At 31.4% G+C, this 15,061-nt stretch carries 12 protein-coding genes; 2 read left to right on the forward strand and 10 right to left on the reverse strand.

Annotated features, from left to right (window positions below; genetic code table 11):
- The first annotated feature begins 41 nt into the window (after positions 1 to 41).
- On the forward strand, positions 42 to 674 hold the full coding sequence (locus BDW31_RS04680) for a GNAT family N-acetyltransferase (RefSeq protein ID WP_085060177.1): 633 nt from the start codon (positions 42 to 44) through the stop codon (positions 672 to 674).
- A gap of 34 nt (positions 675 to 708) precedes the next feature.
- On the forward strand, positions 709 to 1,866 hold the full coding sequence (locus tag BDW31_RS04685; protein WP_037551060.1) for an acetoin utilization protein AcuC: 1,158 nt from the start codon (positions 709 to 711) through the stop codon (positions 1,864 to 1,866).
- A gap of 146 nt (positions 1,867 to 2,012) precedes the next feature.
- Here the strand turns inward: BDW31_RS04685 and ccpA are convergent, their stop codons facing one another.
- From ccpA to BDW31_RS04735, 10 genes are all read right to left on the reverse strand, one after another.
- Positions 2,013 to 3,005 carry a catabolite control protein A gene (ccpA, locus tag BDW31_RS04690; protein WP_085060178.1) on the reverse strand — a complete coding sequence of 331 codons (993 nt, stop codon included), beginning with the start codon at positions 3,003 to 3,005 and terminating at the stop codon, positions 2,013 to 2,015.
- A gap of 319 nt (positions 3,006 to 3,324) precedes the next feature.
- The gene (locus BDW31_RS04695) at positions 3,325 to 4,416 is read right to left on the reverse strand and encodes a bifunctional 3-deoxy-7-phosphoheptulonate synthase/chorismate mutase (RefSeq protein WP_037536884.1); all 1,092 of its coding nucleotides are present in this window, start codon (positions 4,414 to 4,416) and stop codon (positions 3,325 to 3,327) included.
- 284 nt (positions 4,417 to 4,700) lie between these two features.
- On the reverse strand, positions 4,701 to 6,143 hold the full coding sequence (locus BDW31_RS04700; protein ID WP_242305942.1) for a YtxH domain-containing protein: 1,443 nt from the start codon (positions 6,141 to 6,143) through the stop codon (positions 4,701 to 4,703).
- A 71-nt stretch (positions 6,144 to 6,214) separates the two neighbouring features.
- Positions 6,215 to 6,721, reverse strand: a complete 507-nt coding sequence (locus tag BDW31_RS04705; protein WP_011275484.1) for a DUF948 domain-containing protein — start codon at positions 6,719 to 6,721, stop codon at positions 6,215 to 6,217.
- A gap of 81 nt (positions 6,722 to 6,802) precedes the next feature.
- Positions 6,803 to 8,116, reverse strand: a complete 1,314-nt coding sequence (gene murC, locus BDW31_RS04710; protein ID WP_037551066.1) for a UDP-N-acetylmuramate--L-alanine ligase — start codon at positions 8,114 to 8,116, stop codon at positions 6,803 to 6,805.
- A 20-nt stretch (positions 8,117 to 8,136) separates the two neighbouring features.
- On the reverse strand, positions 8,137 to 12,030 hold the full coding sequence (locus tag BDW31_RS04715; protein ID WP_110709236.1) for a DNA translocase FtsK: 3,894 nt from the start codon (positions 12,028 to 12,030) through the stop codon (positions 8,137 to 8,139).
- Positions 12,031 to 12,050: 20 nt separating this feature from the next.
- Complete coding sequence (gene ytpR, locus BDW31_RS04720; protein ID WP_037551069.1) at positions 12,051 to 12,647, reverse strand: YtpR family tRNA-binding protein; 597 nt, start codon at positions 12,645 to 12,647, stop codon at positions 12,051 to 12,053.
- Positions 12,648 to 12,668: 21 nt separating this feature from the next.
- A complete protein-coding gene (locus BDW31_RS04725) occupies positions 12,669 to 13,526 on the reverse strand; it encodes a DUF1444 domain-containing protein (protein ID WP_110709238.1) in 858 nt (285 codons plus the stop codon).
- A 111-nt stretch (positions 13,527 to 13,637) separates the two neighbouring features.
- Positions 13,638 to 13,949, reverse strand: a complete 312-nt coding sequence (locus BDW31_RS04730; protein ID WP_110709240.1) for a thioredoxin family protein — start codon at positions 13,947 to 13,949, stop codon at positions 13,638 to 13,640.
- A gap of 5 nt (positions 13,950 to 13,954) precedes the next feature.
- Positions 13,955 to 15,034, reverse strand: coding sequence for a M42 family metallopeptidase (locus tag BDW31_RS04735; protein WP_085060182.1), 1,080 nt, complete (start codon positions 15,032 to 15,034; stop codon positions 13,955 to 13,957).
- Between the last annotated feature and the right edge of the window lie 27 nt (positions 15,035 to 15,061).

Raw genomic sequence — 15,061 nt, forward strand, 5'->3', positions numbered from 1 at the left:
TAAAATAACTATAATAGTAGTTCGTATTGGGAGTGAGATGAATGAAACACATTAAAACAAACGTAACCAAGCACCTAACAATTAACAATAAGCATTTCATTATTGAAGGCCCTGTTTCATGCAATTATTTGAAAACGCTTTCTTTCGATGAGTCCTTAAATGCCTTTAGACCGGCAAAAGATCAATTTGACGCTTTGAAAGAAATTACGCAATTACCTGAAGGTCGTATTTATATTGCTCGAGAAAACAAACATGTCATAGGGTATGTAACATATCACTATCCCGATGAATTTGAAAGATGGGCTGAGGGACAGCTACCCTATTTAATTGAGTTAGGTGCTATAGAAGTGCATCGTGATTTTAGACAGTTTCATCTAGGTGGTGAGCTTATTTCATTAAGTCTTTCTCAAGATGAGTTTGAAGACTATATTGTTTTGACAACTGAGTATTATTGGCATTGGGATTTGAAATCAGCTAAATTAGATGTTTTTGAATATAAAAAAATGATGCAAAAATTAATGTCTAAAGGTGGATTAGAAGTATTTGCTACTGATGATACAGAAATTACCTGTCATCCAGCTAATTGTTTAATGGCGAGAATTGGTAACAGAATTACATTAGACCAGCAACAGTCTTTTGATGATTTACGTTATAAGAATCGATTTTTATTTTAAGATTTCTGTTAAAAATTTAAGGGGTATGATATTTATGCAAAATAATTTAAGAACGGGTTATGTCTATTCAGATGAACTATTAAAATATCGTTTTAATGATAACCACCCTTTTAATCAAATGCGATTAAAATTAACTACAGAATTACTCCAAATGATGAAATTGTTGAAGGATGATCAAATCATTAATCCTAGAATAGCCACTGAAGAGGAATTGGCTTTAATTCATAAATATGATTATATACAAGCAATTAAACATGCGTCTCATGGAATTTTAAGTCCATCGGAGGCTAATAAATATGGATTAAATACAGATGATACATTCCAATTTCAACATATGCACAGGCATAGTGCAAGGATTGTTGGCGGTGCACTTAATTTGGCAGATGAAATAATGAATGAAAATATATTAAATGGTTGTCACTTAGGTGGCGGATTACATCATAGTTTACCCGGACGTGCCAATGGATTTTGCATTTATAATGATGTTGCCATTACAGCAAAATATCTTGCTACTAAATATAAGCAACGTGTGATGGTCATTGATACAGATGCGCATCACGGTGATGGGACTCAATGGAGCCTTTATACTGATAATACGATCATGTGTTATTCCATCCATGAAACAGGGAAATTTTTATTTCCAGGTTCAGGACATTACACTGAACGTGGCGAAGATTTAGGCTATGGTTATACAGTAAATTTACCGTTAGAACCTTATACTGAACATGATAATTATTTAAAAGTCTTTGAAGAATCCGTGACAAGTGTTATTGAGGCTTATAAACCTGATATCCTACTTAGTGTACATGGTGTGGATATTCATTACTTAGATCCTTTAACACACATGAGTTGTTCATTAGAAACTTTATACGAGATTCCATATATAATTAATAAATTAGCGCACAAATATACAGATGGAAAAGTTTTAATGTTTGGTGGTGGAGGTTATAATATTTGGCAAGTAGTTCCAAGAGCGTGGAGCCATATATTTTTAGCATTAATTAATAAACCCATTCAAGAAGGACCTTTACCAGAACAATGGATTAAAAAATGGCGTGCGTACTCACCAGTAAACCTACCTAAACATTGGACAGAAGATTATCGCGACTATCAAACAATACCCAGAACATATGAAATCTCACAGAAAAACAACGAACGAGCAAGTAGAATCGTTCATTGGTATACACACTAAGGGAGCGGTATGATGATTTAATTTTAAAATCATCGTACCGCTCCCTTAAAGCAATTATAATTGGAAAGTTTATAACATATATTCTCAGTTTGTCAGTTGATATGTGTTGAAATTGTAACTATTAATAATAAATTATTTTTTTACTACTAGTCTTTGGTTGTACCTCTATACTCAATACGGTGAGGTAAAATAACATTAGGTTCTTCAATTTCTTCTTCGTTCATATATTTTGTTAATAAACGCATGCCTACAGCACCGATATCATATAATGGTTGAATAACACTAGATAGTTTTGGTCTTACCATCTCTACTAATCGTGTATTGTTGAAACTAACAATTTGTAAATCTTCTGGTACTCTAATACCAGCATCTAATGCACTATGCATAATACCTATTGCCTGTTCATCACTTATTGATAAAATGGCATCAGGTAAATCACCTTTCAAATCCTCGAATACTTTAATACCGTCTTTATAACTTTCAGATCCAGAGAATTGCACAGTTTCATTTAAATTTAATTGATGACGATCCACTACTTCTTTAAGACCATTAAATACATCTTCTTGAGCTTTTTTAGAGTAATCACCGCTTACTAATGCAAATTCTTTAGCACCTGATTGAATTAGTTGCTCAGTAATTTCCATTGCTGCAGTTTTGAAATCAATATTAACAGAAGCGATATTGTCATCTTTTCCATTCGTACCTGATACGACGACTGGAACAGATGATTGATTAATTAAATCTTTAATTTCTTCAGAAATCGTTCCACCTAAAAAGATAATACCATCTACTTGTTTACTTAATAAATTATTAAATATTTCTTTTTCTTTTTCAGAATCATTATCTGAGTTAGAAATTATAGAATGATATTTGTACATTGTTGCTATATCCTCAATACCACGAGCTAATTGAGAATAATAGATATTGGATATGTCAGGAATGATAACGCCTACTGTTGTTGTTCGTTTACTAGCTAGTCCTCTTGCAACAGCGTTTGGTCGATAATTTAATCTTTTGATTACTTCATTAACTTTTTTTCTAGTTTCAGGTTTAACATTTTGATTACCATTCACTACTCGTGAAACGGTTGCCATAGATACTCGGGCCTCTCTAGCAACATCATATATAGTTACTGTCATAATTTCCTCCTTGTAAGCGTTTTATTTGTTATTATAACGTGTTTTCATTTCATTTTCAAAGTTTACCACAAAATCGCTTTCATTCAAACCTATTGGTAATAATTTCACATTTATGTCAAATTTTATATTATTTTATTTACAAAAGAGTAATTTGCCATATTATTCAATAAAATGAAATCGTTGATTAATAAATAGAATAGCTAAAGAATGACAATTTAAAGAGCTGTTCATTATTACCAGAATTAGTATTATAAAACATACTTATAATTCAGTAAAACGAATAGCTCATGTATATCAATTATCTAATTAGATAAACTTATTATTTTAATTTTTTTGAATTATATAATTCAGCTAATGGTTTCAATTCATTGTAAAATTGATCAAATTCATTTAAATCCATTTGTTGACCACTATCACTTAGTGCAACAGATGGGTCTGGATGAACTTCTGCCATTACACCATCTGCACCAACAGCTAAAGCAGCTTTTGCAGTTGGTAACATAATATCTTTGCGTCCTGTGCTATGCGTTACATCTACCATTACAGGTAAATGCGTTCCTTGTTTTAAAATTGGAACAGCAGATATATCTAGAGTATTACGTGTTGCTTTTTCATAAGTACGGATACCACGTTCACACAGGATAATATTTTTATTTCCTTGTGAAGCAATATACTCGGCTGCAAAGGTAAATTCCTCAATAGTCGCAGACAATCCTCTTTTTAATAGGATAGGTTTATTAGTTCTGCCAGCTTCTTTCAGTAATTCAAAGTTTTGCATGTTACGCGCGCCAATTTGAAATACATCTAGGTATTCATCAGCAACTTCAAAATCAGCAGGATTTACAATTTCACTAACAACATTAAGACCAAATTTATCTTTAACATTTTTTAAAATTTTAAGCCCTTCAACGCCTAAACCTTGGAAATCATAAGGCGATGTACGAGGTTTAAATGCGCCACCACGAATGAATTTCTCTCCCCTAGCTTGCAAATCTTTTGCGACTGCATCTACCTGTTCTTGAGATTCTACAGAACAAGGTCCAAATACAAATGATTTATTCCCATCGCCAATAATGCCACCGTTGTCAAATTTAACAATTGTATCTTCAGGTTTTAATTTACGTGATACATAAAGATGTTTCTCATTCTCAGATTTTTGCAAGTCAGTTGACGCTTTGAAGATTTCTTTGAATAATTGCTTAATAACATTATCATTAAAAGGTCCTTGGTTACGATCCATTAATTCATTAATCATTTCCTTTTCGCGCTGTGGATCATAAACTTTTGTGCCTTGTTTTATTTTTTCTTCACCAATCTTTTGAGCTAACTCACCACGTTTAGATAATAATTCTAAAATTTGATTATTAATCGAAACAATTTCTTCTCTGTATTGTTCTAATTTCGTTGACATTACTACTCACCTCAATAAAAGTTACTTAATTAATTATATTACTTTAAAGCGATAAAATAATATTAGTTAGATAATATTCTAACAATTTAAAAATAATAGTTCAACCTTAGAAGTCTAAAAATTTTCTAAAATTTATGAATTATCTAATTACTATTGTGAAATGTTTAATTAATCGTTTTCGATATAAAAAATGGAGCGAATCAAAAATCTAATATATATATAGATTTATGAATCCGCTCCATTTAATGAATGAATATTAACTTAATCAGTAAGTTAAAGTTTCATTAATCATTAAAAGTACGTTTATCTATTTTACTTTTAGTTTTTTTAGCTCTTTGTTGTTGTTTAGGTGTTTTATTTTTAGCTTTTGGTTCGTTTTGTGATTGCTTGCTATTCCCTGTTGATTTTTCATTGTTTGATTTTGTATCGTGTGTGATAACACCATTTTCAAATTTAGAAGTAGCGTGAGCTTGATTATTTTTTACTTGGTCTTCATTGGTGTTAATTGTTTTGTCTTCTTTTGTAACTAAATTAGGAACAGTATTAATACCTTTTGATTTAGCAACAGAAGGCTCTTCTAATAAAGTTTTTGTTTTATTGGCTACGCTTGAGTCATTATCTAATTTACTTTTTTTTGTTTTAGCAGCTGATGCTAGATTTTTCGCAGTAACATTTTTATTATGGCTAGCATCATCCTTAATTGAAGGATCTGATAAATTATTATTTGATGATTCAACTTTTACTGCATTTTGTTGTGCTGTTAATTCAGTAGCACTAACCTCTTTAGTTTCATTTTCTTCTTTCTCTGTTTCAGCTTTAGCTTCTTGTATTTCTTGTGCTTGAGGTGATTGGTCTGATAAATCATCTGACGTTTCAGCTTTGATTGCATTTTGTTGTGCAGCTAATTCTGTAGCACTAATTTCTTTTGATTTTGAATCTTTTTTAGCTTCAGCCTTAGCTTCTTGTATTTCTTGCGCTTGTGGTGATTGATCTGCTAAATTATTCGACGTTTCAGCTTTGATTGCATTTTGTTGAGCTACAAGTTCATCATTGCTAACTTCTGAATTGTCTCTGTTTTTAAAGTCATCAATTTTTTGTTTAACATTTTCGATATTACTTTCAGTTTGTTGCTTAATATTTTGGTAACGATTTCTCAATTCTTTTTCTTTAGTCTTCGCACCATCGATTTTTTCTTCAGCTTTATTTTTATAAAATAACCCTACAGCTGAACCGATTAAAGCACCTGTAATAAAACTAATTACAAAGTCCTTACGTGAAGGATGAGAACTGAACTTGTTGTGACCATATTCAGAATTTGATACATCATAATTATTAGAATTCTGATTTTCACCTTGTCCGTGTAAATCTTTACCAGTGTTGTTAGTCGCAAACTCGTCTCTATTATAATGTTCTGTATTTGAACCTTGCCTAGATTTACCATTTTTTTGGTTTGGTCCATTATCATGTAAATCATGACCAAAATTATTTTTTTCAAATTCATCTCTGTTGTAATGTTTTGTCGCATTTGACTGTGCAGCACTATCTTGTTGATTAGCACCTTGTCCATGCAAATCACTGCCTGTATTAGATGTTGCAAATGAATCTCTGTCATAATGCTTTGTTGCATTTGATTGTGATGTGTTGTCTTGTTGATTAGCACCTTTTCCGTGTAAATCATTACCAGAATTTGTAACTTCAAATGCGTCACGATTATATTTCTTGCTCATATTAACTCCTCCTATAAGAAAAGCACTTAAATAAGTAAAAACCTCATTTAAGTGCATTTGATTGAATCATATTAAAAGTTTTTCTCAACGTTAGTAGTGTAATTTTCGTTAGAATGATTTGCATCATTACCTACAGATGTGTTTCTGTAGTTTGCACTTCCTCTACGGTAGTGTCTATTTTGCCATTTGTCAGCAATTTCCATTGCAACATTTGACCATTGAACTACTTGAGAAATTTTATCTTCATTTTGAGAAATATTATGTGTAATTGAGTTTGTTACACGATCAACTGAACCATTTAAGTTTTGAACTGAATCACCGATGCCTTTAACACCGTCGACAACAGAGTTTAAACGTTCAACTTTTCCTTGAATATCTTCAGTTAAGCGATTAGCTTTGTGAAGTAAATCAGTTGTCTCACGAGTAATACCTTGAACTTGGCCTTCAACACCATCAAGTGTTTTAGCAACGTGATCTAAATTCTTTTTAACTGAAATTAAAACAACAACGATTCCAATACATAATACTAAGAATGCAATCGCAGCGATAATTCCAGCAATTGGTAAAATCCAATCCATTAAAAACGCCTCCTAATTACCATTTACTTTTAAATAAAAGCTATTAATTATAAATACCCAACATAATTATATATAAACATATTAAAATTCATTTGTCATGCCGACATGTTCTTCATATGCACGTTGTAACTTTTGAATGTCACCTGCACCCATGAATAAGATGACTGCATTATCAAATTGATCTAATACGTCAATATTATTTTCTTCGATAAGTGCAGATCCGTCAATACGATTTATCAAATCTAGAATCGTTAAATCGCCAGTATTTTCACGAATGGAACCAAATATTTCACATAAATAAACATGGTCCGCTTTACTTAATGATGTTGCAAATTCATCTAAGAAGGCTTGTGTTCTTGAGAAAGTATGTGGTTGGAAAACTGCCACAATATCTTTATTTGGATATTTTTTACGTGCTGTTTCAATTGTAGCACTAATTTCTCTTGGATGGTGAGCATAATCGTCTACTAATACTTGATTAGAAACATTTGTTTCATTAAAACGACGTTTTACACCACCAAATGTTTCTAATGCCTCTTTAATGTTGTTAACGTCCATCTTTTCTAGGTAACTAATTGCGATTACAGCTAATGCATTTTGGATATTATGATCACCGTACTGAGGTGATAAAAATTGATCATAATATTCACCATTAACATAAACATCAAATTGAGTGCCTTTATCCGTGATTTGAATGTTATCTGCGTAGATATCATCATTTTTATTTAATCCATAGTAATAAATTGGAACATCGGCTTTAAGTTGTCTTAGATGATCATCGTCACCCCAAGCAATAATTGCTTTTTTGACATTGTGCGCCATGCTTTGGAAAGCACTTGCTACATCATCAATATCTTTGAAGTAATCAGGATGATCAAAGTCAATATTTGTCATAATTGCATAATCTGGATGATAACTTAGGAAATGTCGACGATATTCACATGCTTCAAATGCAAAATAATCGCTCGCAGGTAATCCCATTCCAGTTCCATCACCAATCAAGAATGATGTTTTTTTATCACCATTCATAACATGTGATAATAAACCCGTTGTTGATGTTTTTCCGTGAGCACCAGTAACTGCAACAGATGTATATTGATCAATTACGTGACCTAAGAAGTCATGATAACGAATAACATCTAATTTTAAATCATGCGCTTTAACAATTTCTTCATGAGTATCTGGAAACGCATTACCTTGTATTACTACCATCCCTTTTTCAATATTATCTGCATTGAATGGTAGTATTTTAATTCCTTTATTTTTCAATGCTACTTCTGTAAATACATATTTTTCAATATCAGACCCTTGCACCTCATGACCAAGATCATGCATGATCTGTGCTAACGAACTCATTCCAGCGCCTTTAATACCAACAAAATGATAATGCGTCATATACATAAAACTCCTTTAAATTAATCTTTCTTTATGTCTGCTTCAGTAATAAATACATCTCTAGGTTTAGAACCATTAGCACCTGAAATATAATCTAATTGTTCAAGTTGATCTACAATTCGAGCTGCACGGTTATAACCAATTTGGAAATGTCTTTGAATTAATGAAGTAGATATATGTCCTTCTTTAACCATAAATTCACACACATCATCAAATAATTCATCTTGAGCTTGTGTTTGATTCTTTTTAAGTAATTCCTTCTCTTCGAATAAATAGTCAGGTTCTCTTTGATCTTTTATGAAATCAACTACATCATCAATCTCATCATCCGAAACAAAAGTACCTTGGACACGAATTGGTTTATTCATTCCGCTACCTAAATAAAGCATATCCCCATATCCTAACAAGCGTTCTGCACCGCCACTATCTAAAATCGTTCTTGAGTCAACGCTTGAAGATACCATAAATGCAATACGTGTAGGTATGTTAGCTTTTATTAAACCAGTGATGACATTCACAGAAGGTCGTTGTGTTGCAACTAACATGTGTATACCGCATGCACGAGCCTTTTGAGCTATTCGAGCAATTGATTGTTCTACTTCTTGAGGTGCCATCATCATTAAATCAGCTAACTCATCAATAACAATAACAATTTTTGGCATTCTTTGCTCATATGGTGCTTTTTTATTGAAGGCAGTAATATTTCTTACATGGAATTGCGCAAATAATTTGTAACGTTTTTCCATTTCATCTACTGCCCATTTTAAACTTTGTGTAGCTGCCTTTACATCAGTAATAACAGGTGAAACTAGATGTGGTAAATCGTTATATGGTGCAAGTTCTACCATCTTAGGGTCAATAAGTAATAATCTTAATTCTTCAGGATGATTTTTATAAAGTAATGACATTAAAATGCTATTGATACACACAGATTTACCTGAACCAGTCGCCCCTGCAATTAATGCGTGAGGTGTTTTAGCTATGTCCATCAATAATGGTTCATTATTGATTCGATTACCCATTGCTACTGTTAATTTAGACTCGGCATTTTTAAATTTTGGACTCTCTAAAATAGATTTTAAATTGACTTTCGTAGGATTTAAATTCGGTACTTCAATACCAACTAAACTTGTTCCAGGAATTGGTGCTTCAATTCGAATATCTTTAGCAGCTAGAGCCATTTTAATATCATCTTGTAAAGCTGTAATTCTTGAAACTTTGACACCCTTTTCTACCGCCAATTCAAAACGAGTTACACTTGGTCCTTCTGTAACATTTTGAACTTCAGCAGGTACATTAAAATAATAAAAAGCGTCATTTAATTCTTGTTTTTTCTCTTCAATCCATGATTCATCTATTTCATGTTCTTCATGATCTTCTAATAAATTAAGGGTTGGTAACTTAATATTAGGTCCTCTTCTTATAGGAGCCTTATGATTAGCGTCATTTCCATCTTTATGATTCCTTTTTGAAGTATCATCGGAATAATCCTCTTTAGAAACAAACTCATTAATATCTTGTTTATTATCATTTTGATTATTTGAATTTTGAACTTTTCCAAACTGATTTCCTTTAGGTATATCATTGTTTTGACTATTATCAACATCTTGATGTTCATTTTCTCTTGTGTTTTCGTCATTTTTAAAATTGTCTTTTTCAACTGAATGTTCGGAACTTTCATTGTATTCAAGAGATGCCAAATTAAAATCAGTTGATTCGTCAGAATTTAATTGTGACTCATTTAAATGATTGTCGAATTCTGCATTCATTTTCTCATCTTGTGCTTCTTTTTTTGTTTCAGGTTTTAATTCGGGCACATTAACTTTGTTTCTTGAAACTGAATTTTTTTTAGCATCCATTATACGCTTCTTATCAGAAGGTGTCATTACAACATTAAATGGTTTACTACCAGGCTTGATTGACATTTTTTGAGGTATTTTATTAGTTTTATTAGATGATAGTTCAGGTTTTTTATCTTCACTTAAACTATCTTTTTCAAGATGTTCTGAATCATCTGTTGTATTAGACGTTAATAATACATCTTCGTTATTAAAAGACTCATTTTGTATATCTTCTGTTTGTGATAACTTTTGATTTTCTTTATTCTTATCTTGTGCCAATCTTTCATCATTTTCTTCGTCTTCATTAGTTGCGTATTCTATATCTGAAGAAACAGCATTTCGAACAGCATTATTGATATTATTTTCTGATGGATTTTGTTGATCTTCAGAGTTATTCACTTCATCATTAAATGATAAATCATTTGTTTTATCTTGCATAAGTGATTCTGATTCATTAATCTCTCTATAATTAGCATCGTCTATTTTTTCATCATTGTTTTCAGAAATTGTTTTATTACTAATACCTTCATTTTCTCCATCATCCATGACTTGATCATGTAAATCATCATCATGAAGCATTTCTTCATGACTATTGGTGTCCTCTAAGTAGTCATCAAATTTTTCATTTGAATAACTTTCCACTTTATTATTGTTAATTTTTAATGATTGTTCTTCTAATACATCTTTAACTTGTACATCATCCTGACTAACTTGTTGGACGCTAGAAACTTGATTTAAATCAATTTCTTCATAATTGTAGGGTTCATGAGATTCATTTGAAACTTCCGTTTGATTATCAACATTACCACTATTAGTTTGTTCATCAGTTTGATTTTGAACTAGCCCATTGTGCTCATCTGCTAATGATTTGTTCTTACTATAATAACTATGCTTGCTTTCATCGATTTCATCTTCATTCGATTTATTGCTTACATTGTCACCTTGATTAAGTGAACTTTCACCAGTATATTGTTCTGCTTGCTTAGCATACATTTCATCGATTGCTCTTTGTATACTATCTTCTTCATCAGTTTGTTGTCGTTTATTTTGTAAGGCTTCTTTAAATTTACGCTTTTGTTGAACTTTACGCTCTCTTTCTTTTCTAATTTCCTCTACAATCTGAGATGCATAAATATTTTCAATATTCACCGTGTTATCACGTTTTGAATAATTTGGAGTACGCTCATTATTATTAGAGGTATTAGAACTTGATTCTATTGTTGATTCATTTTCATTGTTAATTGATGAATCAATTTGTGAGGAACGTTTAGTATCTTCCTTATTTGAATTGTCAGCTATACCATGATTACTTTCATGGGGAACATGTTCAACTGTGCTTGAACTAAATTTTGTTGTAGACTCTTTTGAATCTTCATCATCTTTAACAGGTGGTATTACACCGTTTTCGATGGGTCTACGCTTTTTAGTTCCAAAAATAGCAGATGGTACTTCCGATGTTTTAAAACTTGAACGGTGATATGTAGGTTCAGAACTTAAATGATAGTTTGATTTAAATCTTTCTGATTGTAACTTAACTCTAGATTGGTGATTAGAATTAGGTTTTAAATAATTTGAAACATTGGTACTAGAGTACTTGCTTTGATGTTTGTTAAAGCGTTGTGTATCACGTGTATCAGTATATTTATTTGATGACTTAGGACTTCTTGATTTAATAGAAGGTATACCAGTATCATCTTGATTTATATGATTTCTTCTACGTCGTCTTCTTGAATCTTCTGAACTATCATACTTAGCATAATTATTAGATTGATTTGTATGACCATCGTAAACAAATGAATCATATAAACTATGGTCATTAGTAGAATGTGGTCTATAACTATCTATATCATCATTACTGTCACGATAAATTGCTTCTTCATAATTCTCGTCTTGACCCACATCGATAGGGAAACGAAACTTACCTCTTGGACGATCATATATATCGTTGTTTTCAGGAAGTAATGAATCATCTTTATTTTGAGTTAGATCGCCATTGCGACGTTTACTTTTGCGTCTGAGCAATTCTTCATCAGAATTCTCTTTATTACTAAATAAATCATCAAACCAACTCATATATTCACTTCCTTCCTATCTTAATCGAAAAATGCTTGACCAATTTCATAGTCATTACTTAATACCATTATACCTTTTTCTTGAGGTGCATTTGGTAAATTTAATTCTTTCATAGAACAAATCATTCCACTAGAAGCTACACCACGTAATTCAGCATCTTTAATAACCATACCACTTGGCATTACTGCTCCTACTTTTGCTACAACCACCTTTTGGCCTGCCTCAACATTTGGTGCACCACATACGATTTGTAAATGCTCATTACCAACATTTACTTTTAAAACACTTAATTTATCAGCATCTGGGTGTTTTTCTTTAGTTTCAACATATCCAACTACAAACTTAGGAGATAGATCTGCATTTAATTGATAGTCTAATCCTGATTTATTTATGGCTTTCTGAAGCGCATCCACTAGTTCAGAAGTTAATTTAATATGTCCGTTTCCACTTATTTTGTTATATCTTGAAAATTCAAATATATTGAAACCGACTATTGTTCCTTCTTTACTAATTTCAACAATATCGCCTTGTTTTTTAAATTCAAACGGTCCATCAGTAGGTTCTATCTGTAGAAAAGCTACATCCCCTACTCCTTCTTTATTGTAAAATAAATTCATTTGAAATCTCCTCTATATCAATTATTTTTTATTATTAAATCTTTTACGATTTGCTTCTAATCGTTGAATAACATTTGGATCTCGCTTTTGTTTATTATTTTTACCCAAAATGAATATAGGTTCAAAATGTCCTTTTTCATAACCAAATGATAATGATGTGATTGGAACTAATCCCTTAGTGAAGAATTCCATTGTCAAATGAGCCATTACATCATAACCAGTTTTATTACGTATATCAGCAATAATTAAGACATCTTGATGTGGAACAGCTACTAACATTTCACCTTCACACTGTTGATAGATATCATCTAAAAATTTCGTATTCAAAATGCGACTAGCATCGTACCCATCATTTGAATTTACAAAATAGAAAATGTTTCCTTTAACTTCATCTGTTTTATATTCATTTTTGAGTTTACGTATGTTGAATAATGACATTTCTTTAACTTGTTGTTCAGTTAAACCAAGTGACTCCAACATACTTTCATCAATTAGTCGGTAAGATTTACCTAAATCAAGTGCGTAATAAATATTGGTTTCAGCTGTATGCTTTTCAATGATAAAACGATGACCTTCTTTTGTTTTTTTATCAAAACTTGTAGCACGTATGACAGGCATAATCTGGATGTTAGTCATTTTTTCAATGCTTTCATCATACATTTGAGCGATTGCTTCCTCGACATAATAAACAATTTCATCTATTATTTTCTCTTTTTGGACTTCATATTTAGCGACAATAGCGTTTAACTTGATTGTTACACCTTTATAATTGTCTTGTCTATATATACGTAATGTTTCCTCTTCACGATCAAATTTAAAATCAACATTTAGATGCGCTAAACGTTGTTTTAATTTATCTCTTATTTGAAAAACATTCATATTTAACACTCCTATATTCACACCTTATGCTATTTTACAATAAATTTGTAGTCAATTACAGAAAAAATAAGTTAGAGTTTAAATTCTACTATTTTTTAAATTACTTTTTAATTAAACATATTTACTCAAGAATTCATCAATTTGTTCAATAGATTTTCGTTCTTTTCCAATATAACTACCTACTAATTTATCATTTTTATACACTAAAAAGCTTGGGATACCCATAATATCATTTTCAATAGCTAAATCTATAAATTCATCTCTATCAACTGAAACAAAATTAAAATGTTTATACTTCTCTTCTAATCGAGGTAAATCAGGTTCAATAATACGACAGTCAGGGCACCAACCTGCTGTAAATTCAAATACTGTGTTTTCTTTCTTAAGTGAATTAAATTGAGATTCAGATTCTAATTTTATCATTTAATCTACTCCTTATCTTGGAATTGTAATTTGTTAATTTGTTCTATATTTAAATTTAATATAACTTGTTCAAGTAGCTGTCTTGCAGAATAGTAATCTCTAATATCAAAAACTGCATTCGTACTATGAATATATCTAGCACAAACACCAATTACTGCAGTTGGAATACCAATATTAGCTTTGTGTATTTCTCCACCATCTGTACCGCCTGGAGATATGTAGTATTGATATTTTATATGATTGTCTTCAGCTAACTTAATTAGATAATCTCTAAATTCTGGTTGTAGAATCATAGTGCCGTCTTTAATACGGATTAATGTTCCACCACCTAATTCACCTGATAATTGGTTTACACCTTTAATATCATTCGCAGGTGAACAATCTACAACCAAAGCAACGTCAGGCTGAATTAATTCAGCAGCTGGCTTAGCACCACGTAATCCTACTTCTTCTTGAACGTTAGCACCAACATATAAATCGACATCCAATTCTACATCACACAACAATTCTAGTATTTCAATTGCAATGACACAACCATATCGATTATCCCATGCTTTAGCACTATATCGATATTCAGATAACTGCGTCAATTCAGTATTTGGAACTATTGTATCTCCTATTTGAATACCTAATTCCCTTACTTCTTTATCAGAACTTGCACCTATATCTAACAATAAATCTTTTATTTCAGGTACTGCTTCATTTCCAGTTCTAAAGTGTTTAGGTATATTAGAAACAATCCCTACAATAATGTCTCCTTTTCTGTTTTTAACTTGAAGGCGTTGACCCTGCCATATATCATTTGCTACTCCTCCAAGATTGGTAAACTGTAACATACCATTTGTTGTTATATTTGTAATCATAAATCCAATCTCATCCATATGTGCAGCTATCATTACCCTCTTGGCATTAGCTTTTTTAGATTTTTTGACTCCATAGAAACCACCCATATGATTTACAATAAATTCATCAACATATGGTGCCATTTCTTTTTTCATATAATTTCGTACGTCTTCTTCAAAACCTGGCGCACCATGTAATTCACTTAAAGCTTTAATTCGCTCTAATGTTTTTTTCTTGTCCATCTTAACTAACACACTCCTTAAATGTAT

The organism is Staphylococcus sp. AtHG25, assembly GCF_003217445.1.
In the GTDB taxonomy this organism is placed as follows: domain Bacteria; phylum Bacillota; class Bacilli; order Staphylococcales; family Staphylococcaceae; genus Staphylococcus; species Staphylococcus haemolyticus.

Excerpts from the sequence above, each read along its gene's own strand:
- BDW31_RS04725 (WP_110709238.1), bottom strand. The coding sequence starts at position 13,526 with ATGAATGTTTTTCAAATAAGAGATAAATTAAAACAACGTTTAGCGCAT.
- BDW31_RS04680 (WP_085060177.1), top strand. The coding sequence starts at position 42 with ATGAAACACATTAAAACAAACGTAACCAAGCACCTAACAATTAACAAT.
- BDW31_RS04700 (WP_242305942.1), bottom strand. The coding sequence starts at position 6,143 with ATGAGCAAGAAATATAATCGTGACGCATTTGAAGTTACAAATTCTGGT.
- ccpA (WP_085060178.1), bottom strand. The coding sequence starts at position 3,005 with ATGACAGTAACTATATATGATGTTGCTAGAGAGGCCCGAGTATCTATG.
- BDW31_RS04705 (WP_011275484.1), bottom strand. The coding sequence starts at position 6,721 with ATGGATTGGATTTTACCAATTGCTGGAATTATCGCTGCGATTGCATTC.
- BDW31_RS04715 (WP_110709236.1), bottom strand. The coding sequence starts at position 12,030 with ATGAGTTGGTTTGATGATTTATTTAGTAATAAAGAGAATTCTGATGAA.
- BDW31_RS04730 (WP_110709240.1), bottom strand. The coding sequence starts at position 13,949 with ATGATAAAATTAGAATCTGAATCTCAATTTAATTCACTTAAGAAAGAA.
- BDW31_RS04685 (WP_037551060.1), top strand. The coding sequence starts at position 709 with ATGCAAAATAATTTAAGAACGGGTTATGTCTATTCAGATGAACTATTA.
- BDW31_RS04735 (WP_085060182.1), bottom strand. The coding sequence starts at position 15,034 with ATGGACAAGAAAAAAACATTAGAGCGAATTAAAGCTTTAAGTGAATTA.
- ytpR (WP_037551069.1), bottom strand. The coding sequence starts at position 12,647 with ATGAATTTATTTTACAATAAAGAAGGAGTAGGGGATGTAGCTTTTCTA.
- murC (WP_037551066.1), bottom strand. The coding sequence starts at position 8,116 with ATGACGCATTATCATTTTGTTGGTATTAAAGGCGCTGGAATGAGTTCG.
- BDW31_RS04695 (WP_037536884.1), bottom strand. The coding sequence starts at position 4,416 with ATGTCAACGAAATTAGAACAATACAGAGAAGAAATTGTTTCGATTAAT.